Genomic DNA, 25,674 nt, shown 5'->3' with positions numbered 1-25,674 from the left:
CAGGGGATCGTGCTCCTGGCTGGGACAGTCTCCACAAAAAAGCCCGCATCGCTGCGGGCTTTTTTGTGTCTGCGTATATCAGAAGCGGAACACTTCCATATCGGTGCGAATTGGCGAGGCCATCGGAATCTTCGGTTTCTCCGGCTCTTTCTTGACCTGGACCGGCGCCGCCGGCTTGCGCGGTGTCTCCTCGGCGATGGCCGGCTGGTTGGCCAGCGGCTTTACCGCGGAGCTCAGCTGTTCGGCCAGCTTCTGCAGCAACTGCCCCTGGGCCTGGACCTGAGCCGACTCGCTGCCTGCGTGAGGCTGCTCGAGGTGGACGATGCGGTTGTCGCGCACCTGGCCACGACGGTCCAGCACACGCCATTGGGCATCCAGGATCGCGGGCTGGTCCTTGCCCGAGTCCAGGCGGGTGATCGACAGCAGCACCTGCACGTCCGGCGTGAAGCCGGCACTGGCCGGGGCGAGCACGACGCGCTGGCTGTCCAGGCGCCAGGCGAGCTGCCGTACCAGCAACTGATCGATATCCGACGAAAGGCTACCGGCCCAACGACCGTCGGTCGCCGCGGTCAGGCTGCCATCGGCCTGCCGTTGCAGGAAGGTTTCGCGTTGCAGGTAGTCGGCCACCGATACCGGGCCAAGCACCACCGCCATGCCCGCAGCCTGGCTAGGCTGGCCGGGATCACCGCTGTCGAGCTGATACAGGGCCACCGGCTGATGCATGCTGCATCCGCTCAGTCCCAGCAGGCCAGTCATCAACAGCGCAAATGGAAGGCGCAGAAATTTCATTCATCCCATCCAAGCGGTCGTCACAAGACTGACCGCAGTGATACTCGTGTAGATTCGTCCGGGCACTCGGCCACGCCGGCGCCGCAAGGGCGATATCATCCGCGAAAAAACCGCCAGACTCCAGCATTTCCGCCCGAAGCGGCGCCGAAAGCGCCGCGACAGACGGCCCAGCGCCTCAGGCGACAGGCTCCACCAGCAAGGCATCCACGCGCTGGAAGCCGCGTGGCAATTTGCTACCACGACGACCGCGCTCACCCTTGTAATGCTCCAGATCGTCCGGCTTGAGAGACAGGGTACGCTTGCCAGCCTGCAATACAAGGGTCGCCCCTTCGCTGATCACTGCCAGGTCGGTGACGTACTCTTCACGGCTGGCCACCCGGTCCCCCGGCACGCCGATGATCTTGTTGCCCTTGCCCTTGCCCAGCTGTGGCAGGTCGGCCACCTTGAACACCAGCAGGCGACCTTCGGTGGTCACCGCGGCCAGCCAGTCCTGCTCGCGATCGGCCACCGGACGCGGGGTCATGACCTTGGCCCCGTTGGGCAGGCTGAGCAGGCCCTTGCCGGCCTTGTTCTTGGCCTGCAGGTCCTCGCCCTTGACCACGAAGCCGTAGCCGGCGTCGGAGGCGATCACGTACAGGGCATCGTCCTCAGGCAACAGCACGCATTCGAAGCTGGCGCCCGGCGGCGGCGTCAGCCGGCCGGTCAACGGCTCACCCTGGCCACGGGCCGACGGCAGGCTGTGGGCGGCCAGCGAATAGCTGCGGCCAGTGGAGTCGATGAGCACGGCAAATTGGTTGGAGCGCCCTGCGGCGGCGGCCTTGAAGCCGTCACCGGCCTTGTACGACAGCCCCGTGGCATCGATGTCGTGGCCCTTGGCGCAGCGCACCCAGCCCTTCTCGGACAGCACCACGGTGACCGGCTCGGTCGGCATCAGCTCGTTTTCCGACAGGGCCTTGGCCTCGGCGCGCTCGACGATCGGCGAACGGCGCTCGTCGCCATAGGTTTCGGCGTCTTCGAGCAGTTCGCTGCGTACCAGCTTGCGCAACTTGGCGTCGCTGCCCAGCAGGGTGGTCAGGCGCTTCTGTTCCTTGAGCAGTTCGTCCTGTTCGCCACGGATCTTCATCTCTTCCAGGCGCGCCAGCTGACGCAGGCGGGTCTCGAGGATGTAGTCGGCCTGGATTTCGGTCAGGTCGAAACGGGCGATCAGTGCCTGCTTGGGATGCTCCTCGGTACGGATGATGTGGATGACTTCGTCCAGGTTGAGGAACGCGGTGAGCAAGCCTTCCAACAGGTGCAGGCGCTTCTCGACCTTGTCCAGGCGGTGCTGCAGACGGCGACGAACGGTACCGATCCGGTACTCCAGCCACTCCAGCAGCAGCGCCCGCAGGTTCTTGACCTGCGGGCGACCATCCAGGCCAATGATGTTGACGTTGACCCGATAGGTACTCTCCAGGTCGGTGGTGGCGAACAGATGCTGCATCAGTTCGGCGGCATCGACGCGGTTCGAACGCGGGATGATGACGATCCGGCAGGGGTTCTCGTGGTCCGACTCGTCGCGCAGGTCGGCGACCATCGGCAGCTTCTTGGCCTGCATCTGGGCGGCGATCTGCTCCAGCACCTTGGCCCCGGAGACTTGATGTGGCAGCGCGGTGACGATGATGTCGCCATCCTCGACACGGTACACGGCGCGCATGCGGATCGAGCCCTTGCCGGTCTCGTAGAGCTTGAGGATGTCGGCACGCGGCGTGACGATCTCGGCCTCGGTCGGGTAGTCCGGGCCCTGGATATGCTCGCACAGCTGCTCGATGGTGGCCTTGGGCTCGTCGAGCAGGCGCACGCAGGCGCTGGCCACTTCGCGCAGGTTGTGCGGCGGCACGTCGGTGGCCATGCCCACGGCGATGCCGGTGGTGCCGTTGAGCAGGATGTTCGGCAGCCGCGCCGGCAGTACCGCCGGCTCCTGCAGCGTGCCATCGAAGTTTGGCACCCAGTCGACGGTGCCCTGGCCCAGCTCGCTGAGTAGCACTTCGGAATAGCGCGACAGGCGCGCCTCGGTGTAACGCATGGCAGCGAACGATTTCGGGTCGTCCGGCGCACCCCAGTTGCCCTGGCCATCGACCAGGGTGTAGCGGTAGCTGAACGGCTGGGCCATCAGCACCATGGCCTCGTAGCACGCCGAGTCGCCGTGGGGGTGGAACTTGCCGAGCACATCGCCGACGGTACGCGCCGACTTCTTGTGCTTGGAATCGGCGTCGAGCCCCAACTCGCTCATGGCATAGACGATGCGCCGCTGGACCGGCTTGAGGCCGTCGCCGATGTGCGGCAGGGCGCGGTCCATGATCACGTACATGGAGTAGTTGAGGTAGGCCTGTTCGGTGAAGTCGGCCAGGGAACGGCGTTCGACGCCTTCGAGACTGTCCAGTAAGTCGCTCATGCGAGCCTCGTCATTTCAGGTTCTGGCGCAGCAGCATGGTGCCACCGCGCTGGGTGAATTCAAGTTGTTTCAGGGCGCTCATGCCCAGCAGCACGGCCTGGCCATCGAGGCCGGGAACCACCAGCGCACGCACGTCGCGCAGGTGGATGTCGCCCAGCTGCAAACTGTCGAGCCGGGTGCGGTAGCCTTCGGTGCGGCCATTGGCGGTACTCAGTTGCACCGGTGCGCCACGGGCCAGGTCCAGGTCGCGGGCCAGCGCCTCGGGGATCGCCACATCGGTGGCGCCGGTATCGAGCATGAAATGCACCACCCGGCCATTGATCGCACCGTCGGCGACGAAATGGCCCTGGCCGTTGCTCAGCAGGCGCACCTCGACGTAACCGTCGCCCTGCTCGCTCTGTACCACGGCATTGGGATTCTGCTGACGCGCCTCCCATTGGCCGAAAAAGCGTGTGGCCAGGAACATCGCCGCCGCCCAGGCGACGACCATCAGCACCCTGCCCGCCCGCTTGCCCGCTGGCTGGCTCATGGCTTGGCGCTCCAGCCGCCTTGCGGCGCGTCGAAACGCCAGACGATCGGTCGCGTTTCCCCATCCACGCGCGGTCTGTCGTTGTTGTCCACGCCGATCCAGGCCCCGGCTTTATCGATCACCAGCGCCTCGGCCAGGCCATAGGGCTGCGAATAGCGCCGCGACTCCGCCAGGGCGTCGGCGGCGAACGACCAGCAGCGCTCCACCGCGCCACTGTCGGCGTCGCGGCGGCAGATACGGTAGGCGTTGCGCTCAAGGGTGAACAGCTTGCCCTCGAACCAGGCCAGGTCGGCGAAATCACGGGACACCGGGCGTGCCTCCGGGAACTGCGGCGGTTGCATCTCGACACCGGCTTCGCTCAGCAATACGCACCCGCGCCCACAGTTCCAGACTGACTGCTGGCGCTGCACGGCAAGCAGACCGCGCCTTTCGCGCTCGGCGGCCAGCCACAGGCGGTCGCCCGCCGGGTTGATCGCCAGGCCCTCGAACAATGCGTTGAAATGCAGCAGCATGCCACTGGCCCGAGCCTGGCGAACCATGGCCTGGTCAATCCTCAGCCAGTCTGGCTCACCGTCCACGGGCAATTGCAGCACGGCGGCGTGCGCCTCGCTGACCACGTACAGGTTGCCCGCCTGATCGCAGGTGATCCCTTCGAAATCCAGGGCGCCGCCACGGATATAGGACGCCGCCCAATTGCGCGACTTCAACCCCCAGGGCAGGCCGGTATCGGGAGGCACTGGCGGGGTGAAGACCTGAGGTTCGGCCTGCCAGGGCGCCGTGTCCTGCTCCAGGCGATAGATGCGGTCGTCGTCACGATCGGATACGGCCCACAGCGCCCCACGGCACCAGGCCAGGCCCGACAGGTTGCCACCACGCATGCCCTCGACCACATGCTCGCCGCTGAGCGTGAGTTGCGGCCAGTCGCCCGCCCGGGCCTGCAGGGCGAACAGCGCCAGGCAGGCCATGAGCAACGGACGAATCAAACCAGGACCTCGGCCAGGTTGCCTTTGCTCTCCAGCCAGCTCTTGCGGTCGCCGGCACGCTTCTTGGCCAGCAGCATGTCCATGATCTCGGTGGTGCCCTGCACGTCGTCCAGGGTCAGCTGAACCAGGCGCCGGGTGTTCGGATCCATGGTGGTCTCGCGCAACTGCGGCGGGTTCATCTCGCCCAGACCTTTGAATCGAGTGACCTGGGGCTTGCCGCGTTTCTTCTCGGCGACCAGGCGATCGAGAATGCCGTCGCGTTCGGCTTCGTCCAGGGCGTAGTAGATTTCCTTGCCCAGGTCGATACGGTACAGCGGCGGCATGGCCACGTAGACGTGGCCGGCCTCGACCAGCGGCCGGAAGTGCTGGACGAACAGCGCGCACAGCAGGGTGGCGATGTGCAGGCCGTCGGAGTCGGCGTCGGCGAGGATGCAGATCTTGCCGTAGCGCAGTTGCGAAAGGTCGCTGGCACCCGGGTCGACGCCGATGGCCACGGCGATGTTGTGCACTTCCTGGCTGGCCAGGACCTCGCCGCCATCGACTTCCCAGGTATTGAGGATCTTGCCGCGCAGCGGCAGGATCGCCTGGAACTCCTTGTCCCGCGCCTGCTTGGCCGAACCACCGGCGGAGTCACCCTCGACCAGGAACAGCTCGGCGCGCATCGGGTCCTGCCCGGCGCAGTCGGCCAGCTTGCCCGGCAGCGCCGGCCCCTGGGTGATGCGCTTGCGCTCGACCTTCTTGCTCGCCTTCAGGCGCCGACCAGCGTTGCTGATAGCCAGTTCAGCCAGTTGCATGCCCAGCTCGGGGTGGGCATTGAGCCACAGGCTGAAGGCATCCTTGACCACCCCGGAGACGAACGCCGCCGCCTCGCGGGATGACAGGCGCTCCTTGGTCTGCCCGGAGAACTGCGGCTCCTGCATCTTCATCGACAGCACGAAGCTGATGCGCTCCCAGACGTCCTCGGGCGCCAGCTTGACCCCGCGCGGCAGCAGGTTGCGAAACTCGCAAAACTCGCGCATGGCGTCCAGCAGGCCCTGGCGCAGGCCGTTGACGTGGGTGCCGCCCTGGGCGGTGGGGATCAGGTTGACGTAGCTTTCCTGGATGCTGTCGCCGCCCTCGGGCAGCCACAGCAAGGCCCAGTCCACGGCTTCCTTGTTGCCGGCCAGGCTGCCACAGAACGGCTCGTCGGGCAGGCGCGGGAACTCGCTGACCGAGTCCACCAGGTAGGAGCGCAGACCGTCTTCGTAGTGCCACTCGACCTTCTCGCCGGTGCCCTTGTCCTCGAAGCTGATGGACAGCCCCGGGCACAGCACGGCCTTGGCCTTGAGCACATGCTTGAGGCGGCTGATGGAGAACTTCGGCGAATCGAAGTACTTCGGATCGGGGGTGAAATAAACGCTGGTGCCGGTGTTGCGCTTGCCGACGGAGCCGACCACCTCCAGCTCGCTGGCCTTGAAGCCGTCGGCGAAGGTCATCTGGTACTCGTTGCCATCGCGCTTCACGCGCACGCGCACTTGCGAGGACAGCGCGTTGACCACCGAAATGCCAACACCGTGCAGGCCACCGGAGAACTGGTAGTTCTTGTTGGAGAACTTGCCGCCTGCGTGCAGCTTGGTGAGGATCAGTTCGACGCCGCTGACACCCTCTTCGGGGTGGATGTCCACCGGCATGCCGCGGCCATCGTCGCTGACTTCCAGCGAGTGGTCGGCATGCAGGATGACCTGCACCGAACGGGCGTGGCCAGCCAGGGCTTCGTCGACACTGTTGTCGATGACTTCCTGGGCCAGGTGGTTGGGCCGGCTGGTGTCGGTGTACATGCCCGGCCGCTTGCGGACCGGGTCAAGGCCCGAGAGGACTTCGATGGCGTCTGCGTTATAGGCGCTAGCGCTGGGATTGGCCATGGGGTCTCGTCGTCAGTCTGGTGAATGCAAAAAAATCAAGATAGCGAAAAATCGAGCGTCGCATACTGTCCGCGGGCAATGCCGGCGAAAGCCAGCAGCGCCGGCAATTGTTCGGCGAAGCCCTGGTAGCTGTGATCACCACCGGCCTGGATGCGCAGGGCGCAGGCGCGGTAGTAGCGCTCGGCCTGGCGATAATCCAGGGTTTCATCGGCGGTCTGCAACCACACTTGATAGCGGGCCGCGTCCTGCGGGGCTGGTACTTCCAGTTCGGCCAGGGCATGCACGTGGTCGTGGGTGAGCTCCCAGGCTTCGTCGGTATACAGGTTGCGCTGGGTGCCGAGGTAGCCGTCGAACAGCCGGTGCGGACTGACCGCGGGATTGATCAGCAGGGCCCTGAGCCCGTGGCGCTCGGCCAGATGGGTGGCATAGTAGCCGCCAAGAGAGCTGCCGACCAGCAAGGGGGCGCCGAGCTCGGCGATGGCCGCCTCCAGCTGGGCGATGGCCTGGCGCGGGTGATGGTGCAGGGCCGGAATGCGCAGTTGCTCGGCCAGGCCAAGCTGCTGCATGACGGCCTCGAGCTGGCGGGCTTTCTTCGACAGCGGCGAGCTGTTGAAGCCATGGATATAAAGGATGGAACCCGACATGCTGCCCCCGGACGCAAAGATGCGCAGTGTAGCGTGTTCAAAGGGCATTGGCGCAGCGTGGAGATTTTCGCAACAAATTGTTGGACAAGGTACTGCACCCTGTGGGAGCGGGTTTACCCGCGAAGCAAGCGCTGCGGTGGCTGGCACCGGCTTCGCCGGTGTTCGCGGGTAAACCCGCTCCCACAGGAAACGCGATGCACTTAATAGCCTGGGCTGTCGAAATCCAGCCTCACCTCGAAATCGAGCGCCCGCTCCACGCCAGTCTCCAACCGCCCATCGGCATGCAACCGCAGCCAGCGGTAACCCGGCTGCTCCTCGCTTACCTTGAAGTCATCGCTGCGTGGCGCGAACTGGATGCAGGTCGAAGGCGTGGCAAGCAAGCGAATGCCATCGCGCACCTCGTCCCACTCCTGATGAATATGCCCCCAAAGCAGCGCCTTCACCTGTGGATAAGGGTGCAGACGCTTCAACAGCTCATCGGCATTGCGCAGACCGATCGAGGCAATCCAGGCACAACCGATATCCACCGGCTGATGGTGGCAGCACACCAGGCAATGGCGTTCACCGGCACCACCCAGCGCCTGATCCAGCACCGCCAGTTGATCGTCCGCCAACAGGCCGAAGGTCGCGCCGACCACTGCCGAATCGAGCATCACGATGCGCCATTGGCCAATGTCCGTGACCGCCTGCACCAGCTCCGGCGCCACGGCCCGCATTACCTGGGCCTCGTCATGGTTGCCCGGCAACCAGCGCGCCGGCGCCCCCAGCTTCGCGGTCAACGCGCTGAAGGCCTGGTAGGAGGCAACGCTGGCATCTTGTGAAAGATCGCCCGTGCACAGCAGCAGGTCGATACGCGGCTGTTCACGACGAACCTGGTCGACCACATGCGCGAGACTGTCGCGCGTCTTGAGCCCCAACAGCCCGCCCGCCGGGTCGGCGAACAGATGAGCGTCGGTCAGTTGCACCACATGGACGGGTGAGGGTGGTGTGAGTGGTTGCGGCAACGGCCGTCTCCTCGAGCGGATTCAGCACGGATTATGGCGACGGATCGGTTTCGAGCAAATACTCGAAACCGACACGCATCACATTTCAGCGCACCACTTCCAGCTCGTGGCCACAGGCCAGGCAATGGCTCAGCCATTCACCCAGGAACAGGTTGAGCTGGGCTTTCTCGTCTGGCTGGTGCATCGCACTGTTGGGGTACGGGTAAATGCTGCGCAGGCGCCGGGTATGTTCGGCACTGACCACCTCGGCCATGCGCGCGTCGTGATACACCTGCACCTCGAGCGCAGGCACCGGCAACCATGGCAGGCTGTGCTCCTGACACACCCGCAGCGTGGTGGTGTAAGGGCAGGCCAAGACGACGTCGAGTACCAGCACGCCGAGCATCTGGTCGCCCTGGGTCATGCCGATGCGCCGCGAGCTTTGCGTGGTGCGCATGTCCGGCAACAGGCGCATCAGGCGGGCGTAGTTCGCCTCGCAGGCCGTCTGCAGCCCGATCAGGTCGACCCGATAGCGCTCACGCAGCAGGTTCACTTCCACATACCTCGGACTTCGTCACGGTTGAGGGCCAGCCATTGCAGGCCGATGATCGCGGCGGCGTTGCAGATGCGCCCGTCGCGCACGGCCTGCAGGGCATCCTCGAAGGACCACACGCGTACGCGGATGTCCTCGCTCTCTTCTTCCAGGCCATGCAGGCCACCGGCGCCCTCGCTGGTGCAACGGCCCAGGAACAGGTGAACGTATTCATCGCTGCCGCCTGGCGACGGGAAATAGCGCGTCATCGGCCAAAGTGCCGAAAAGGTCAGGCCAGCTTCCTCTTGGGCTTCGCGATGGGCAACCTCCTCCGGCTGCTCATCCTTGTCGATCAACCCGGCGACCATCTCGATCAGCCAGGGGTTGGCGACCTTGCCCATCGCACCGACACGAAACTGCTCGATCAGCACCACTTCATCGCGCTGCGGATCGTAGGGCAGCACGCAGACCGCGTCATGGCGCACGAACAGCTCGCGGCTGAACTCGCGGCTCATGCCGCCGGCGAACAGCTCATGGCGCAGGTGCAGCTTTTCCAGCTTGTAGAAGCCCTTGAACAGCGGCTCGCGCCGGGCGATCTCGACCTGGGTGGGTGTCGAATTCAACGTGTCTGACATGCAAGTTCCTCATTACCTCGTTTACTGCATCGCGCAATCCTACTCTGCGTGCCGCCGGGTTTCATCCCCTTTGCGGTGACCGTTCGCCCAGCCGGGACAGGCGCGGCGCTCTCTGTTAGCTTAGTGGCGAACCGAAGGCCGCGCAGGCGGTCCAAGGCCGATCATCACTGTTGTGAAAGAGGCAACATGACGCTAGTCAAACTGACTTCCGTGGCCTTGGCCGCGTTCGCCCTGAGCGCCTGCCAGAGCCTGTTCACGCCCAACTACCGGGCCCCGCTCGAGGTCAAGCGCGAAGCCTGGGAGCACGTCAAGCCTGGTTGCAGCGCGAGCGACTGCCCGCTGGTCAATATCGACGTCGTGCACTTCCCCGCGCTGCCCAAGCTCGACGGCATCGTCGAGAAGCGCCTGCTGATGCTGACCGAGGACAACCAGCGCGGCACCCCGCCAGCCTCGCTGCAAGCCTACGAGCAGCAGTACCTGGCCCATGCCGAAAAGCGCAACAGCAGCTACCTGCAGGCCAAGGTACGCGAACAGCATGACGGGCTGGTGATCGTCGAACTGTCCAGCTACCTCGACAGCGGCGGCGCCCATGGCATGCCCGGGCGCGGCTTCATCAACTATTCGCGCAAGCTGGACAAGGTGCTGACCTTGGACGACATGCTGGTGCCCGGCCAGGCAGCGACCTTCTGGAAGACCGCCGAGGAATCCCACCGCGCCTGGCTGATCAGCACCGGCATGGACAAGGACCCCGAGTTCGTCAAGACCTGGCCGTTCAAGCAGTCGCCGCACATCGCCCTGACCTACGGCGCGGTGGTGATCAAGTACGAGGTCTACGCCATCGCGCCCTACTCCATGGGCCACGTCGAACTGAAGATCCCCTATCCGCGCCTCAACGGCGTGATCAGGCCCGAGCTGTTTCCCGGCCGCGGCTAAGCGATAGCAGCAGATGCAGCCCCCCTGCCAGCAGCAGCGCCGGCAGGGTCGCCCCCAGCTCCGGCGCCTGGTTGGCCAGCAGGTGATAAGCCGCCACCCCCACCGCCCAGGCCAGCAGCGCCTGCCAGTGCAGCCCCTCGACCAGCGCCGGCAGGCGACGGCGACGGACCACGAAGTGATCCACCAGCACCACGCCGAACAACGGCGCAAACACCGAGCCGATCAGCAACAGGAAGTTCTGGTACTGGGCCAGCGGCGCCAGCAGGGCGATCAGGGTGCACAGCACGCCGATGGCCAGGGCCAGGTGCTCGACCTTGAGCTTGACCAGCAGACCGGTGGAGACCGCCGCCGAGTGGATATCGGCGAAAGCGTTCTCCGACTCGTCCAGCAGAATCAGCAGCAATGGAATACCCAGCCCGGCGCCGGCCAGCGCCAGCAGCAGCGCATTCACTTCACCACTCGGGGCGAATGCCAGGGTATAGGCCACGCCCAGACTCATCAGCCAGGCATTGCCAATGAAAAAGCCCAGCGCCGTACCGCCGAATACCCGACTGGCACGCTGGCCGAAGCGTGAGTAGTCGGCGATCAACGGCAACCACGACAACGGCATGGCGATGACGATGTCGAAGCCCAGCGCCAGGGACAGCGAACCATCGCCCGGGCGCTGCCACAGCGCGGCCAGGTCGGCCTTGGCGAACAGGTTCCAGGTGAGCCAGATACAAGCACCGAGCAGCAGCCAGATGCCCCACTTGCGCAGGACCTTGCGCACAAAAGTCAATGGCCCGCTGACTGCCAGCAAGGTGGCCAGGGCGCCGAAGCACAGGGTCCACAACAACGGGTTGCTCCAGCCGCTGCCCTCGCCGAAGGCACGCGCGCCCAGCAGGCTCGCGGCATCGCGCATGACGATGATCTCGAACGAGCCCCAGCCCACCAGTTGCAGGAGGTTGAGCACAGCCGGCAACCGCGCGCCATGGCCGCCCAGCGTCAGGCGCAAGGTGGCCATGGCCGACAGCCCGGTGTCGCTGCCGATCACCCCCGCCGATGCCAGTAGCAGCACGCCCACCACCGTGCCAAGGACGATCGCCAGGATCGAACCGGCCAGGCCCAGGCCAGGCGCCAGCAGGGCGCCGACCTGCAGGACCATCAGGCCGATGCCAAGGGAGAACCACAGCGAGAACAGGTCGCGGGCGCCGAACTGGCGGTGATGGGCAGGGACCGGGTGGTCGGGGGAGAAGTGGCTGGGGGTGGTCATGTGGGTGCTCGCCGGGAATATTGTGGGTGTTGCTGGCGAGGACTGCGTCCTCGTATCGCGACACAAGGCCGCTCCTACAGGGACCGCGCAGGTCTTGAACCTTGCGCGGTCCCTGTAGGAGCGGCCTTGCGTCGCGAAAGGGCCGCAAAGCGGCCCCCAAGGTCTACTTACACCTTCTGGTACAACTGGCTGCCTTCCTGGCGGAACCGCTCGGCCTGCTCGCGCATGCCCTGCTCGGCCGTCACATCGACGGTGTCGATCTTCGCGGCATACTCACGCACTTCCTGGGTGATCTTCATCGAACAGAACTTCGGCCCGCACATCGAGCAGAAGTGCGCGACCTTGGCCGACTCCTTGGGCAGCGTCTCGTCATGGAAGGACCGAGCGGTATCCGGGTCCAGGCCGAGGTTGAACTGGTCTTCCCAACGGAACTCAAAGCGCGCCTTGGACAGCGCGTTGTCGCGAATCTGCGCGCCCGGATGGCCCTTGGCAAGGTCGGCGGCATGCGCGGCGATCTTGTAGGTGATGATGCCGGTCTTCACGTCATCCTTGTTCGGCAGGCCCAGGTGCTCCTTGGGCGTGACGTAGCAGAGCATGGCGCAGCCGAACCAGCCGATCATCGCCGCGCCGATGCCGGAGGTGATGTGGTCGTAGCCCGGGGCGATGTCGGTGGTCAGCGGGCCGAGGGTGTAGAACGGCGCCTCGTCACAGCACTCCAGCTGCTTGTCCATGTTCTCCTTGATCAGCTGCATCGGCACGTGGCCAGGGCCTTCGATCATGCACTGCACGTCATGCTTCCAGGCGATCTTGGTCAGCTCGCCGAGGGTTTCCAGCTCGCCGAACTGGGCGGCGTCGTTGGCATCGGCGATCGAGCCCGGGCGCAGGCCGTCGCCCAGCGAGAAGCTGACGTCGTAGGCCTTCATGATTTCGCAGATCTCGTCGAAGTGCGTGTACAGGAAGTTTTCCTTGTGGTGCGCCAGGCACCACTTGGCCATGATCGAGCCACCGCGGCTGACGATGCCGGTGACGCGCTTGGCGGTCAGCGGCACATAGCGCAGCAGCACGCCCGCGTGGATGGTGAAGTAGTCCACGCCCTGCTCGGCCTGCTCGATCAGGGTGTCGCGGAACAGCTCCCAGGTCAGGTCCTCGGCGACGCCATTGACCTTTTCCAGGGCCTGGTAGATCGGCACGGTGCCGATCGGTACCGGCGAGTTGCGGATGATCCACTCACGGGTTTCGTGGATGTGCTTGCCGGTGGACAGGTCCATGACCGTGTCCGAGCCCCAGCGGATGCCCCAGGTCAGCTTGGCCACTTCTTCCTCGATCGAGGAACCCAGGGCGCTGTTGCCGATGTTGCCGTTGATCTTCACCAGGAAGTTGCGGCCGATGATCATCGGCTCCAACTCGGTGTGGTTGATGTTGGCCGGGATGATCGCGCGACCGCGAGCGATCTCTTCGCGGACGAACTCGGCGGTGATTTCTTTCGGGATGCTGGCGCCGAAGCTGTGGCCGGCGTGCTGCTGGCTCAGCAGGCCGGCGGCGCGGGCTTCCTGCAGTTTCATGTTCTCGCGGATGGCGACGTATTCCATCTCGGCGGTGATGATGCCCTGGCGCGCGTAGTGCATCTGCGTGACGTTGGCGCCGGCCTTGGCGCGGCGCGGGTTGCGCACGTGGGCGAAGCGCAGCTTGGCCAGCTCCGCGTCGTTCAGGCGCTGCTGGCCGAAGTTCGAGCTCAGGCCATCGAGGCGCTCGGTGTCGCCACGGGCGTCGATCCAGGCCGAGCGCACATCGCCCAGGCCCTTGCGCACGTCGATGATGACATCGGGGTCGGTATACGGGCCGGAAGTGTCATACACCAGCACCGGCGCGTTCTTTTCGCCGCCGAAGTCGGTGGGGGTATCGTGCAGGCTGATTTCGCGCATGGGCACGCGGATGTCGGGACGCGAACCTTCGACATAGACCTTGCGCGAGTTGGGCAGGGGTTGCACGGACTGTTGGTCGACTTGGGCCGACTCGCTCAGACTGATCGTTTTTTCTTGTTTGCTCATCACAGGCTCTCCAGACAGCTTCCAGGCGGTGGAATGTCGGGGTGAACCTGAAAGGCGTGGACGCACCCGTGTTGACGAGTGCAGTGCCGGACATGGGGTGCCGTGGGCTGCAAGCAGCCGTGGCGATCCCGGACCTGGCACAAGAGGCTCCCGGGATGTGAGAGCAATCTTGTTCCCTACGCAGGCGCTAACCTGATCAGGTTCAACGGGATCCGCACCTCTGCGATCTCAGCCTTTGCTTCAAGGCACCCCGACAAGAACATGCGCAGTCTAGACTGGAGTGGTCGGCAAAGCCAAGCAGGTAATTCCGGGGGTGATAAATGGCGCAAGCGACGGATTGTTGATGGCGGCGCGCGGCACTACACTGGCCCATCGCTCGACACCCGACAGTACAGTAAATAAATCTTGATCAAGGATTGCCCTATGCTGCGCAAACTCTCACTGGCGATTGCCGTGTCTTGTGCGTCCAACGCAGTGGTCTGGGCAGCGGACATGCCCACGACGGTGAAGACCGACCTGGTCAGCGTCTACCAGGAAGCGGTAGACAACAACGCCGACCTGGCCGCGGCCCGCGCCGACTACGGCGCCCGCCGCGAGGTGGTGCCCCAGGCCCGCGCCGGCTTGCTGCCCAACCTGTCGGCCGGTGCCGAGATGATGAACACCCGCACCAAGCTCGACGAACCGTCGGTCACCTCCAACCGCAGCGGCAATGCCTGGAGCGCCACCCTGGCGCAGCCGATCTTCCGTGCCGACCGCTGGTTCCAGTTGCAGGCCGCCGAGGCCGTCAACGAACAGGCCGCGCTGGAGCTGTCGGCCACCGAGCAGAACCTGATCCTGCAGAGCGCCGAGAACTATTTCGCCGTACTTCGCGCGCAGGACAACCTGGCCTCGACCAAGGCCGAAGAAGCGGCGTTCAAGCGCCAACTGGATCAGTCCAACGAACGTTTCGACGTTGGGCTCTCGGACAAGACCGATGTCCTGCAATCACAGGCAAGCTACGACACCGCCCGGGCCAACCGGATCATCGCCGAGCGTCAGGTGCAGGATGCCTTCGAGGCGCTGATCACCCTGACCAATCGCCAGTACAGCGCGATCCAGGGCGTGGTCCACACCCTGCCGGTGCAAGTGCCCACGCCCAATGACGCCAAGGCCTGGGTCGAGACCGCCGGGCGGCAGAACCTCAATCTGCTGGCGACCAACCATGCCGTGGCGGCCGCCGAAGAGACCGTGCGCCAACGCAAGGCCGGCCATGCGCCGACGCTCGACGCGGTGGCCAGGTACCAGAAGGGCGACAACGACAGCCTTGGTTTCACCAATCCCTCGCAGAACGGGGTGCGCTACGGCGGCGACGTCGAGCAGACCAGCGTCGGCCTGCAGCTGAACATTCCGATCTACAGCGGCGGCCTGACCAGCTCGCAGGTACGCGAGGCCTATTCGCGCCTGACCCAGACCGAACAGCAGCGCGAAAGCCTGCGCCGCCAGGTGGTGGAGAACACCCGCAACCTGCACCGCGCGGTGAATACCGATGTGGAACAGGTGCAGGCGCGCAAGCAGTCGATCATCTCCAACCAGAGCGCGCTGGAGGCCACCGAGATCGGCTACCAGGTCGGCACCCGCAACATCGTCGATGTGCTCGACGCGCAGCGTCAGCTGTACACCTCGGTGCGCGACTACAACAACAGCCGCTACGACTACATCCTCGACAACCTGCGCCTGAAGCAGGCCGCCGGTACGCTGAGCCCGCAGGACCTGCAGGACCTGGGGCGCTACCTGAAGGCCGACTACAACCCGGACAAGGACTTCCTGCCACCGGACCTGGCGGCCGCCGCAGCGAAGAACTTCGAACGCCGGCCTTGAGCCAAGGGAGCACACGGGCGCTGTAGGAGCGGCCTTGTGTCGCGATAGGGGTGCGAAGCGCCCCCGGGATCTGCGCATTCCCGCAAGATTGCCGGGGCCGCTGTGCGGCCCTATCGCGACACAAGGCCGCTCCTACAGGGATCGCACCGCCTCACAGATCAGCGGATCAGCGTAGCCAGCCCATCCAGCAACCGCTGCAACGCCCCCTGGTTGGCCTGCATCACCGCCCTGCCCGCCTCGCCCATGCGCCGCGCATCCTGCGGCAGCTCCACCAGCCGACGCACCGCAGCGGCCAGCCCTTCGGCATCGTCCACCTGCTGCAACGCGCCCGCCTCGCGCAGCATCGCGCTGATCTCGAGGAAGTTGAACACGTGCGGCCCCATGATCACCGGCAGCGCCAGGGCCGCCGGCTCCAGCGGATTGTGCCCGCCCGTGGGCACCAGGCTGCCACCGACGAAAGCGATATCGGCCAGGGCATAGAGGAACAGCAGCTCGCCCATGGTATCGCCCAGCAATACCTGGGTCGGCGCGGTAACGGCGTCGCCCGTCGAGCGGCGCACCGTGGCGAAATGCTCGCGACACAGCGCATGTACCGCGTCGAATCGCTCAGGGTGGCGCGGTACCAGGATCAGCAAGGCATCGCCGTGCGCCTCGAGCAACTGCCGGTGCGCCTCGAGGACCAGCGCGTCCTCCCCCTCGTGGGTACTGGCGGCGATCCACACCGGACGCTGGCCAGCGCCCCACTGCTCCCGCAGCGCCCGGGCGCGAGGCAGCAGTTGCTCGTCGATCTTCAGGTCGAACTTGATCGAGCCGGTCACCTGCACGCATTCGCGCCGGGCGCCGAGCGCGAGGAAACGCTCGGCCTCGGTCTCGGTCTGCACCGCGATCAGGTTCATCTCTTCGAGCATCGGCCGGGTCAGGCCGGCGAAACGGGCATAGCCACGGGCCGAGCGCTCGGACAGCCGGGCATTGGCCAGCGCCACCGGGATACCGCGCTTGGCGCATTGATGAATATGGTTGGGCCACAGCTCGGTTTCCATGATGATGCCCAGCTTCGGGCGCACATGGTCGAGGAAGCGCCCCGCCGCCCACGGCAGGTCGTAGGGCAGGTAGCAGTGCTGCACTCGCGGCTCGCCCGCGAACATCGCACGGATGCGTTCGGAGCCGGTCGGGGTCATGCAGGTGAGTGTGATCGGCAGGTCCGGGTACTGCTTGAGCAGGGCCCGGACCATGGGCGCGGCGGCAATGCTCTCGCCCACCGAGACCGCATGCACCCAGATACCGCCCTGGCGCATCGGTGGCAGCTGGCAGGCGAAGCGCTCGGCGATCCGCGCACGGTACGCCGGCGCCTTGCGCCCGCGCAGGAACAGGCGCAGCGCGACCAGCGGCAGGCCCAGGTGAAACAGCAGGGTATAGAGGGTTCTGTTCATGGCCGCGGAGTTTACTAGGAACTGGATGAAAAGGCCTGTCAGCCAATCGCCCGCAAGTGCACGGCGAAGCGCTCGGCCAACCACTGCGCCGCCGGTCCCAGTGGCTCGTCGCGGCGCCAGGCCAGTTCGGCGACCAGCGCGGGCGGGCGCCATTCGCTGTCCAGCTCGATCATCTGCGTCTGGTAGGTGGGATACTGCACCACATGACGCGGTAGCCAGGCCCAGCCCAGGCCGCGCATCAGCAGTTCGGCCATGGCGTAGAAACTGTCGGCGCGCCAGACCTGCGGACTGATCGCCTCGCCACCGGGGTAGCCACTCTGCTGCGGGGTGATCAGCAACTGGCGGTGGCGTGCCAGTTGCTGCCGGCTGACCTTGGCCAGGTGCGCCAGCGGATGATCGATGGCACACACCGTGACCATCTCGACGCTGCCCAGCGCCCGCCGCTCCAGCGATGCCGGAATGCTCTCGTGATGGAAGAACAACCCCAGGTCAGCACGCCGCTCCACCAGCTTGCGCGCCACATCGCCCTGGGCACCGCTGGCCAGCTGCACTTCCAGATAGGGGTAGCGCGCCGCCAGTTCGTCGAGGCTGTCGATCACCGGCTGGTAGGGCATGGCCTCGTCCTGGGCCACCCGCAACAGCGCCTCCTGGCCGCGCATCAAGGCCAGCGCCCGGCCATCCAGGCGCTCGCACTGGCGCAGCACCTCACGGGCATCCTCCAGCAGGGCCGCGCCGCGCTCGGTCAGGCGCGGCTGGCGACCGCTGCTGCGCTCGAACAGGGTTACGCCCAGGTCGGTCTCAAGCAAGGCGATGGCGTTGCTGATCGCCGACTGGGCCTTGCGCTGCTCGCGGGCCACGGCAGAAAACGAGCGCAGTTCGGCCGCCCTCACGAACAGACGCAGTTGCTCCAGGCTCCAGTGTTCGGTCATCGCCAACCTATCTCCATATCAGATAGGTAATGACTTTACCGCATCCAGGGATCGCCTAGAATGCCCAGCCAGCAACGGAGGACCGCACCATGAACGCCTACACCTATCTCGCCATCGCCATCTTCGCCGAAGTCATCGCCACCGCCTCCATGAAGGCAGTCAAAGGCTTGAGCACGCCGCTGCCGCTGCTGCTGATGGTGTGCGGCTATGGCGTGGCGTTCTGGATGCTGACCCTGGTGGTGCGCAGCATTCCTGTGGGCATCGCCTATGCGATCTGGTCGGGGCTGGGCATCGTGTTGATCAGCGTTGCGGCGCTGGTGATCTACGGGCAGAAACTGGATATGCCGGCGATGCTGGGCATGGCCATGATCGTCGGCGGGGTGGTGGTGATCCAGGTGTTTTCCAATACTGCCGGGCATTGATGCTTCCCTGAGGATTTTGGGGCCGCTTTGCGGCCCATCGCGACACAAGGCCGCTCCTACAGGGACCGTGTAGGCCTGCGGATTTATGCGGTCCTTTTATGTGGCGCAGCAGTCCCAGGATCGCAAAGCCCACGCCGGCCCGACGCTGTATACTGCGCACCTGTCCCAGTTTTCGAGGTGCCCGCATGCCATCCGCCATTTCCACCGACGTGCTGATCGTCGGCGCTGGGGTCGCAGGCCTCTGGCTCAATGCCCGCCTGCGCCGCCAGGGCTTTTCGACGGTCCTGGTGGAGCGCGCCAGCCTGGGCGGCGAGCAGACCATCAAGTCGCAAGGCATCATCCATGGCGGCACCAAGTACGCCCTGCACGGCGCGCTGACCGGCGCCTCCGAAGCCATCGCCGACATGCCGCGACGCTGGCGCGAGGCGCTTGCCGGCAACGGCGAGCTGGATCTCACCGATACCCGCCTGCTGTCCGACGCCCACTACCTCTGGTCCCCCGGCACCCTCGCCGGCAACCTCACCAGTTTCTTCGCCAGCAAGGCCGTGCGCGGCCGGGTCGACCAGGTCAAGGGCGAGCAACTGCCGCCGGCCCTGCAGGACCGGGCGTTCAAAGGCAAGGTGTACCGCCTGGCCGAACTGGTCATCGACGTGCCCAGCCTGTTGGCCAACCTCGCCCGGCTGGCCGGCGACAGCCTGCTGGCCGGCGAACGCATCGAGCCGTTGCGCGAAGGCGGCGAGCTGCTCGGGCTGATCGTCGATGGCCGCGAGATCCGCGCCCAGCGCGTCGTGCTCAGTGCCGGCAGCGGCACCGAGGAGCTGCTGCATGCCCTGGGCCTCGAGCAACCGGCCATGCAACGTCGGCCGCTGCACATGGTCCTGGCCAAGGGGCCGAACCTCAAGCCGCTGTATGCCCACTGCCTGGGTGGCGGACCGAAGCCGCGCATCACCGTGACCACCCACCCCGCCGCCGATGGCCAATGGGTGTGGTACCTCGGCGGCGACATCGCCGAGGCTGACGGCGTCGCTCGCGAACCTGCGGCGCAGATCGCCGCGGCGCAGAAGGAGGTCGCCAGCCTGCTGCCCTGGATCGATCAGAGCCAGGTGCGCTGGGCCACCTTGCGCGTCGATCGCGCCGAACCCGCGCAATCGGGCCTGGTGCGTCCGGACAACGCCTTCCTCGCCGACCAGCAGCGCCTGCTGGTCGGCTGGCCGACCAAGCTGGCTCTGGCGCCGGACTTCGCCGACCGCGTGCTGGCCAGTTTCGAGCGCGACGGCATCCGCCCGGCCAGCCAGCCGAACCTCGCCGACCTGCCCCGTCCGGCGCTGGCCATCCCGGCCTGGGAGCAACTGCTGCCATGAGCCTGCCAACCCTGCACGATCATCACCGCCCGCTGGGCAGCACCGACCTCTGGGTATCGCCACTGGGCCTTGGCACGGTCAAGCTCGGCCGCGACCAGGGCGTGAAATACCCCAACGGCTTCACCATCCCGGATGATGAGACCGCGCGCCTGCTGCTGGCCCAGGCCCGCGAGCTGGGCATCAACCTGATCGACACCGCTCCGGCCTATGGCCGCAGCGAGGAGCGCCTGGGCCCGCTGCTGCGCGGCCAGCGCGAGCAGTGGGTGATCGTCAGCAAGGTCGGCGAGGAGTTCGAGGACGGCCAGTCGCATTTCGACTTCAGCGCCGCCCATGCCCGCCGCTCGGTCGAGCGCAGCCTAAAGCGCCTGGAAACCGATCGCATCGAACTGGTGCTGGTGCATTCCGATGGCAACGACCTGGCGATCCTCGAACAGGAAGAGGTTTATGAAACCCTCGCCGCGCTGAAGCGCGAAGGCAAGATTCTCGGCTATGGTTTCTCCGGCAAGACTGCCGCCGGAGGCCTGAAAGCACTGGAACAGGGCGACTGCGCGATGGTCACCTACAACCTCAACGAGCAAGCGGAGCGACCGGTGCTGGACTACGCTGCCGAGCACGGCAAGGCCATCCTGGTGAAGAAAGCCCTGGCCAGCGGGCATATCTGCCTGGCCCCGGGCGTCGACCCGGTGCAGGCCAGCTTCGAATTGCTGTTTGCCCACCCGGGCGTGAGCAGTGCCATCGTCGGCACCATCAACCCGGTGCACCTGGCCCATAACGTGGCCACCGTCACCCGCATCCTGGGCCGGCCCTGAGCCGCCCGGGCGGGGGCCCAACGCAAGGAGGAGCCTCGTGCCGCGTACGCTGATCCGCAAGAATCCGAGCAACTTCAAGACCCTGCCGCTGCATGTCGAGGCCACGCCCGATGGCCTGACCTACCAGAGCATCGGCATGCCGCTGAACTTCGCCCAGACCCTGCAGCGACGCAAGGCCATCCAGTTGCCCGATCCCGAGCGTTTCGTGGTCGAGCTGGCCAACCTCGGGGTTTCGGTACGCCTGACCCTGCACTGGCAGGGCCGTGACTACTGGGTCCTGGTGCGTCAGCGCCGGCAGGATCGCGGCGACGTGGTGCTCAAGTTGATTTCCGGCTATGTCCCGGCCCATGAGCTGAACCTGCCGCTGCACACGGCGATCCAGGAAGTGGCCGAGGAGTGCCTGCTGGAAACCCCCGAAGGCTGGCTCGGCGGACGCTTCAACGAGACCTGGCTGCCGGCGCCCTACGCCGCCGCCCTGCACTATCGCGAAGCGCTACCGTTCGTGCTCACGCCGGAGTCGGGCGCCGCGCGCGCGGTGCACTGCGCCAACCTGATGCTGCTGGAGCGGCCAAGGGCCTACGTGCACCTGCCCACGGCATCGCTGCAACTGATCTACGATCTGCGCCTGCAAGTACCGAAGGAAGCCAAGTCGCTGAGCCTGTTCCACGTCGATGAACGGCTCGAAGGGGACCAACTGGTCGCAAGGCTCGATCGCAAGCGCCCGGACCTGTACCTGATGCCGCTCGAGGATGGCCAGCCCGTGGCCGAACTCTACACCTTGAAGAAGGACCAGCTGCTACCGGCGAGCACGCGCGGGCTGTGGCTGGCCGAAAGCTTCGCGCGCCAGGAAGGCTGGCTGGTACGGGATGAGCGAGTACGCTGGAGGGACTGGCTGAAGCAGCAGGGACTGGTCGAGAGCAAGCGCGAACCAGCGGGCCATCTGCAACGCTTCAGTGACAGGGCAAGGGCACTGCTGGAACGGGCTCGCGGGTCGCTGCACAAGTAGGCAGGGCTGCGAAGCAAGCGACGCGGTGGATGGCACCGGCCCTGCCGGTGTTCGCGGGTGAACCCGCCCCCACAGGTTGACAGCAAGCGCTGTAACGGTGGGAGCGGGCTGGCCCCGCGATGTGAAGCCTGTCAGTGCTTGCGGATCTTCTCGACGATCGCCGTGGTCGAGCTGTTCTCCACCAGGCCCAGCACTTTCACCGTGCCGCCATGGGCCTTGACGATATCGGCGCCGACCACCTGGTCGATGCCATAGTCGCCGCCCTTGACCAGCACGTCCGGCTTGACCTGACGCAGCAGGTTCTCGGGCGTGTCCTCGGGGAAGCTGATCACCCAGTCCACCGCACCGAGGCCGGCCAGCACGGCCATGCGTCGGTCGACACTGTTGATCGGCCGGCCCGGACCTTTCAGGCGGCTGACCGAGGCATCGTCGTTGATCGCGACGATCAGGCGGTCGCCCTGGGCACGGGCCTGCTCCAGGTAAGTCACGTGACCTGCGTGCAGGATATCGAAGCAGCCGTTGGTGAAGACGATCTTCTCGTTGTGCGCACGGGCATCGTCGATGGCCAGCAGCAGTTGCTCCAGCCCCAGCACGCCGCGCTCGGAACCTTCTTCGCGCTGGATCGCCCGACGCAGCTCGGGCGCACTGATGGCAGCGGTACCCAGCTTGCCGACCACGATGCCGGCGGCCAGGTTGGCCAGGGCGACGGCGTGCGGCAGGTCCTCGCCGGCAGCGATGGCGGCCGCCAGGGTGGAAATCACGGTATCGCCGGCACCGGTGACGTCGAACACCTCACGGGCACGGGCCGGCAGGTGCAGGGCCGGATGACCGGTGCGCAGCAGGGTCATGCCGTGCTCGCCACGGGTCACCAGCAACGCGCCCAGGTCCAGCTCCTCGAGCAGCTTCAGGCCCTTGGCGACCAGCTCGGCTTCGTCCGCGCAACGGCCGACGATGGTTTCGAATTCGCTGAGGTTCGGGGTGATCAGGCTGGCGCCGCGGTAGATCGAGAAATCCTTGCCCTTGGGGTCGGCCAGCACCGGAATGCCTTTGCCGCGAGCGGCCTGGATCAGCGCCTGATGGTTCTTCAACGCGCCCTTGCCGTAATCGGACAGCACCAGCACCTTGACCCCCTCGAGCAGGGCGTCGACTTCCGCGCCCAGCGACAGCGGGTCGGTGGCGAACGGCTCTTCGAAGTCGATGCGCAGCAATTGCTGGTGACGGCTCATGACCCGCAGCTTGACGATGGTCGGCTGATGGGCGATGCGCTGGAAGATCGAACGCACGCCGGCGGCCTGCAAGCTGTTGGCGAGGCTGTCGGCGGCCTCGTCCTGGCCGGTGACGCCGACCAGCGCGGCGGGCGCGCCGAGGGCGGCGATGTTCAAGGCCACGTTGGCCGCGCCACCGGGGCGATCCTCGATCTGATCGACCTTGACCACCGGCACCGGTGCTTCAGGCGAAATACGTGAAGTACCGCCATGCCAGTAGCGGTCGAGCATGACATCGCCGACCACCAGTACCGGGGCTTGATCGAAACGCGGCATGGACAACTTCATGGGCAACCCATTATCGGAAAAATGAACAGGGGCAGGATATTAGCACAGGGATGCGCAGGGCTTTACGGCCAACCGCGGCGATGCTGTATCGATTGACTGGCGGGGCCTGCAGGACCCCGCCGTGACACGGATCAGGTGATGTTGGCCTTTTCCGCCTCGTCCAGCCCCATGGCGTGCAGGCGGGCGTAATGGCCATTGGCCTTGAGCAGTTCGGCATGGGTACCACGCTCCACCAGACGGCCCTGATCCATCACCAGGATCATGTCGGCCTTCTCGATGGTCGACAGGCGATGCGCGATCACCAGGGTCGTGCGGCCTTCCATCACATGGTCCAGGGCGGCCTGGATATGCCGTTCGGACTCGGTGTCCAGGGCCGAGGTGGCCTCATCGAGAATCAGCAACGGCGCATTCTTGAGCAAGGCGCGGGCAATCGCCAGGCGCTGGCGCTGGCCGCCGGAAAGCAGCACGCCGTTCTCGCCGACCTCGGTGTCGAAGCCCTTGGGCAACTGGTCGACGAACTCCTTGGCATAGGCATCGGCGGCGGCGGCCTCGATGTCCGCGCGCGGGGCGCCGGCCAGGTCGCCGTAGGCGATGTTGTTGGCCACGGTGTCGTTGAACAGGGTGACATGCTGGGTCACCTGGGACACATGACGGCGCAGGTTGCGCAGGCGATATTCCTCGATCTCCACGCCATCGAGCAGGATCTGCCCTTCGCTGTGGTGATAGAAACGCGGGATCAGCGCCGCCAGCGTCGACTTGCCGCTGCCCGAACGCCCCACCAGGGCGATCATCTGCCCAGGCTCGGCGGTGAAGCTGATATCGCTCAGCACCTGACGCTCGGTACCGGGGTAGGTGAAGCTGAGGTTGCGCACTTCCAGGCGCCCCTCGACCCGCTCTTTCTCGACAGTGCCGTTGTCGACCTCGGGCTTCTCGTCAAGCTGCTCGAAGATGCTCTCGGCGCCGGCCAGGCCCTTCTGGATGGTCGAGCTGACTTCGGACAGCTGGCGAATGGGCTTGGGCAGCAGGCCGGCCGCGGTGATATAGGCCACCAGGTCACCCGCCGACGCCTCGCCGCGCAGGAACAGCACCAGGAACATCAGCGCGGCCATGGCGGTGTAGATCACCAGCTGCAGCAGCGGCGTGTACAGCGCGCCGGTCTTGGTCATGCGCAGCTGCTTGTCGGTGTTGCTCTGGCTGGCCGCATCGAACCGGCGCTCCTCGTAGCTTTCGCCGCCGAAGCTGCGCACCACGCGGTAACCCTGGATGGTCTCGGACGCCACATGGGTGACGTCGCCCATGGCCACCTGGATCTTCTTGCTCTGCTTGCGAAACTTCTTGCTGGCGGTGCTCACCATCACCGCGATCAGCGGCAGGATCGCCACCATCACCAGGGTCAGCTTCCAGTTCATCCACAGCAGGTAGGCGAACAGGAAGACCACCGTCAGGCCTTCACGAATGACCACCTTGATGGCATCGGTGGCGGCGCCGGTGACCATGGTCACGTTGAAGGTGATGCGCGAAATCAGGTGCCCGGAGTTGTGGCTGTCGAAATAGCGGTTGGGCAGCACCAGCAGCTTGTTGAACAGCTCCACCCGCAGATCGTGCACCAGGCACAGCGACACCTTGGCCAGGAAGTAGTTGCCGAGAAATGAACCCAGCCCCTGCCAGGCGGCGATCAGGATGATCAGCAGCGGCACTGCCTGCAACAGCTGCAGGTCGCGCAGGTAGGGCACGTCGGGGAACAGCACCGCCTGCGGGTTGCTCAGGCCGTCGACGAAATACTTGAGGATCCCGGCCAGCATCGGCTGGGTGGAGGCGAAGATCACGAAACCGACGATGCTCAGCACGAAGATGCCGATATAGGGTTTGACATAGCCCAGCAGGCGCAGATAGATCTTCAGGCTCGCGGGGGAAGACGATTCGGGAACTGTCATGAGGATCCGTCGGGTCAAAAAGAGTCGGGATTATAACACACGCGGTGTCTCGCACCGCCCGCTGCGGGTAAGATAGGCGGCCGTCCCGAACCCTGGCCCTGGAGGCTTGATGCAAGCACTTGACCACGCCCGCTACCTTGCCCTGCGCGAGGGCGCCCACGTCCTCGAGGCCGACGGCACTGGCGACAAGGTGCTGCGCCTGCGCGATGGCTCGATGTTCAAACTGTTCCGGCGCAAGCGCCTGATCAGCTCGGCGGCCTGGTACCCCTACGCCCGGCGCTTCGCCGACAACTGCCAGGCCCTGGCCGAGCGCGGCATCCCCTGCCCGCAGGTCCTGGCGGTGTACCGTATCGCCGAGATCGCCCGCGATGCGGTGCACTACGAGCCCCTGCCCGGCCAGACCCTGCGCCAGCTGCTGGAGCAGCCCGGCACCCATGCCGGACTGCGCGACCAGCTCGGGCGCTTCATCGCCAGGCTGCACGAAACCGGGGTGTACTTCCGTTCGGCGCACCTGGGCAACGTGGTGCTCACGCCCGAAGGCGAGTTGGGGCTGATCGACGTCGCCGACCTGCGCACTACCCGCTCGCCCCTGCGTCGCTCGCAGCGCTTGCGCAACTTCCGCCATATGCTGCGCTACCGCGAGGACCGCCAGTGGCTGCTCGGCGACGGCGACAACAGTTTCGTCGAGGCTTACCTGGCCAGCCAGCAGGTGT

The 25,674-nt window shown here is 65.8% G+C and carries 22 protein-coding genes and 1 riboswitch; of the genes, 7 read left to right on the top strand and 15 right to left on the bottom strand.

What is annotated here, in order from left to right:
- Positions 1-78 precede the first annotated feature (78 nt).
- The 9 genes from N5D48_RS18450 to N5D48_RS18410 form a co-directional block, all read right to left on the bottom strand.
- Positions 79-789 (bottom strand): ABC-type transport auxiliary lipoprotein family protein, encoded by a 711-nt coding sequence (locus N5D48_RS18450; protein WP_279886999.1) that lies wholly within the window; start codon positions 787-789, stop codon positions 79-81.
- Between the two features lie 175 nt (positions 790-964).
- The gene (gene parC / locus N5D48_RS18445) at positions 965-3,220 is read right to left on the bottom strand and encodes a DNA topoisomerase IV subunit A (protein ID WP_279886998.1); all 2,256 of its coding nucleotides are present in this window, start codon (positions 3,218-3,220) and stop codon (positions 965-967) included.
- A gap of 10 nt (positions 3,221-3,230) precedes the next feature.
- Complete coding sequence (locus N5D48_RS18440) at positions 3,231-3,749, bottom strand: TIGR02281 family clan AA aspartic protease (protein WP_279886997.1); 519 nt, start codon at positions 3,747-3,749, stop codon at positions 3,231-3,233.
- Complete coding sequence (locus tag N5D48_RS18435) at positions 3,746-4,732, bottom strand: esterase-like activity of phytase family protein (RefSeq protein WP_279886996.1); 987 nt, start codon at positions 4,730-4,732, stop codon at positions 3,746-3,748. Before N5D48_RS18435 ends, N5D48_RS18440 begins: the two co-directional genes overlap by 4 nt.
- Positions 4,729-6,633 carry a DNA topoisomerase IV subunit B gene (gene parE / locus N5D48_RS18430; RefSeq protein ID WP_279886995.1) on the bottom strand — a complete coding sequence of 635 codons (1,905 nt, stop codon included), beginning with the start codon at positions 6,631-6,633 and terminating at the stop codon, positions 4,729-4,731. The genes N5D48_RS18435 and parE overlap by 4 nt, the downstream gene beginning before the upstream one ends.
- Positions 6,634-6,668: 35 nt before the next feature.
- Positions 6,669-7,277 (bottom strand): YqiA/YcfP family alpha/beta fold hydrolase, encoded by a 609-nt coding sequence (locus N5D48_RS18425; protein ID WP_279886994.1) that lies wholly within the window; start codon positions 7,275-7,277, stop codon positions 6,669-6,671.
- Between the two features lie 200 nt (positions 7,278-7,477).
- Positions 7,478-8,281, bottom strand: coding sequence for a 3',5'-cyclic-AMP phosphodiesterase (gene cpdA, locus N5D48_RS18420; RefSeq protein WP_279886992.1), 804 nt, complete (start codon positions 8,279-8,281; stop codon positions 7,478-7,480).
- An 85-nt stretch (positions 8,282-8,366) separates the two neighbouring features.
- The gene (locus tag N5D48_RS18415; RefSeq protein WP_279886991.1) at positions 8,367-8,819 is read right to left on the bottom strand and encodes a DUF1249 domain-containing protein; all 453 of its coding nucleotides are present in this window, start codon (positions 8,817-8,819) and stop codon (positions 8,367-8,369) included.
- Positions 8,810-9,427 carry an NUDIX domain-containing protein gene (locus N5D48_RS18410; protein WP_279886990.1) on the bottom strand — a complete coding sequence of 206 codons (618 nt, stop codon included), beginning with the start codon at positions 9,425-9,427 and terminating at the stop codon, positions 8,810-8,812. The genes N5D48_RS18415 and N5D48_RS18410 overlap by 10 nt, the downstream gene beginning before the upstream one ends.
- Before the next feature lie 186 nt (positions 9,428-9,613).
- On the opposite strand from N5D48_RS18410, the gene N5D48_RS18405 reads away from it, so the two are divergent.
- A complete protein-coding gene (locus N5D48_RS18405; protein ID WP_279886988.1) occupies positions 9,614-10,360 on the top strand; it encodes an RsiV family protein in 747 nt (248 codons plus the stop codon).
- Here the strand turns inward: N5D48_RS18405 and cytX are convergent.
- Together cytX and thiC are read right to left on the bottom strand one after the other, a co-directional pair.
- Positions 10,329-11,612: a putative hydroxymethylpyrimidine transporter CytX gene (gene cytX, locus N5D48_RS18400; RefSeq protein WP_279886986.1), complete on the bottom strand. Its 1,284-nt coding sequence runs from the start codon at positions 11,610-11,612 to the stop codon at positions 10,329-10,331. The genes N5D48_RS18405 and cytX overlap by 32 nt on opposite strands.
- A gap of 167 nt (positions 11,613-11,779) precedes the next feature.
- Complete coding sequence (gene thiC, locus N5D48_RS18395; RefSeq protein ID WP_279886984.1) at positions 11,780-13,660, bottom strand: phosphomethylpyrimidine synthase ThiC; 1,881 nt, start codon at positions 13,658-13,660, stop codon at positions 11,780-11,782.
- Positions 13,661-13,816: 156 nt separating this feature from the next.
- Positions 13,817-13,923: riboswitch (TPP riboswitch) on the bottom strand.
- A 160-nt stretch (positions 13,924-14,083) separates the two neighbouring features.
- Here thiC and N5D48_RS18390 point away from each other — a divergent pair.
- Positions 14,084-15,517, top strand: a complete 1,434-nt coding sequence (locus N5D48_RS18390) for a TolC family outer membrane protein (protein WP_279886982.1) — start codon at positions 14,084-14,086, stop codon at positions 15,515-15,517.
- 158 nt (positions 15,518-15,675) lie between these two features.
- Here the strand turns inward: N5D48_RS18390 and waaA are convergent, their stop codons facing one another.
- Positions 15,676-16,947, bottom strand: coding sequence for a lipid IV(A) 3-deoxy-D-manno-octulosonic acid transferase (waaA, locus tag N5D48_RS18385; protein ID WP_279886980.1), 1,272 nt, complete (start codon positions 16,945-16,947; stop codon positions 15,676-15,678).
- Between the two features lie 38 nt (positions 16,948-16,985).
- Complete coding sequence (locus tag N5D48_RS18380; protein ID WP_279886978.1) at positions 16,986-17,876, bottom strand: LysR family transcriptional regulator; 891 nt, start codon at positions 17,874-17,876, stop codon at positions 16,986-16,988.
- A gap of 89 nt (positions 17,877-17,965) precedes the next feature.
- Here N5D48_RS18380 and N5D48_RS18375 point away from each other — a divergent pair, with 89 nt between their 5' ends.
- The 4 genes from N5D48_RS18375 (at position 17,966) to N5D48_RS18360 (ending at position 21,474) form a co-directional block, all read left to right on the top strand.
- Entirely contained in the window at positions 17,966-18,298 is a 333-nt protein-coding gene (locus tag N5D48_RS18375; RefSeq protein ID WP_279886976.1) for a multidrug efflux SMR transporter, read from the top strand.
- A gap of 185 nt (positions 18,299-18,483) precedes the next feature.
- The gene (locus N5D48_RS18370; RefSeq protein ID WP_279886974.1) at positions 18,484-19,659 is read left to right on the top strand and encodes an FAD-dependent oxidoreductase; all 1,176 of its coding nucleotides are present in this window, start codon (positions 18,484-18,486) and stop codon (positions 19,657-19,659) included.
- Positions 19,656-20,468 carry an aldo/keto reductase gene (locus N5D48_RS18365; protein WP_279886972.1) on the top strand — a complete coding sequence of 271 codons (813 nt, stop codon included), beginning with the start codon at positions 19,656-19,658 and terminating at the stop codon, positions 20,466-20,468. The genes N5D48_RS18370 and N5D48_RS18365 overlap by 4 nt, the downstream gene beginning before the upstream one ends.
- Positions 20,469-20,505: 37 nt before the next feature.
- The gene (locus tag N5D48_RS18360) at positions 20,506-21,474 is read left to right on the top strand and encodes a metal ABC transporter ATPase (RefSeq protein ID WP_279886971.1); all 969 of its coding nucleotides are present in this window, start codon (positions 20,506-20,508) and stop codon (positions 21,472-21,474) included.
- Positions 21,475-21,605: 131 nt separating this feature from the next.
- On the opposite strand, the gene hldE is transcribed toward N5D48_RS18360, so the two are convergent.
- Entirely contained in the window at positions 21,606-23,027 is a 1,422-nt protein-coding gene (gene hldE, locus N5D48_RS18355; RefSeq protein WP_279886970.1) for a bifunctional D-glycero-beta-D-manno-heptose-7-phosphate kinase/D-glycero-beta-D-manno-heptose 1-phosphate adenylyltransferase HldE, read from the bottom strand.
- Between the two features lie 131 nt (positions 23,028-23,158).
- Complete coding sequence (msbA, locus tag N5D48_RS18350; RefSeq protein WP_279886968.1) at positions 23,159-24,961, bottom strand: lipid A export permease/ATP-binding protein MsbA; 1,803 nt, start codon at positions 24,959-24,961, stop codon at positions 23,159-23,161.
- Positions 24,962-25,070: 109 nt separating this feature from the next.
- On the opposite strand from msbA, the gene N5D48_RS18345 reads away from it, so the two are divergent.
- Positions 25,071-25,674: phosphotransferase (locus tag N5D48_RS18345; RefSeq protein WP_279886966.1), on the top strand; the 604-nt coding region annotated here is incomplete at its 3' end.

Source organism: Pseudomonas sp. GD03858, assembly GCF_029840925.1.
Taxonomy (GTDB): domain Bacteria; phylum Pseudomonadota; class Gammaproteobacteria; order Pseudomonadales; family Pseudomonadaceae; genus Aquipseudomonas.
The sequence above is the reverse complement of the archived record's forward strand: the minus strand, read 5'-3'. Positions and strand labels throughout refer to the sequence as shown.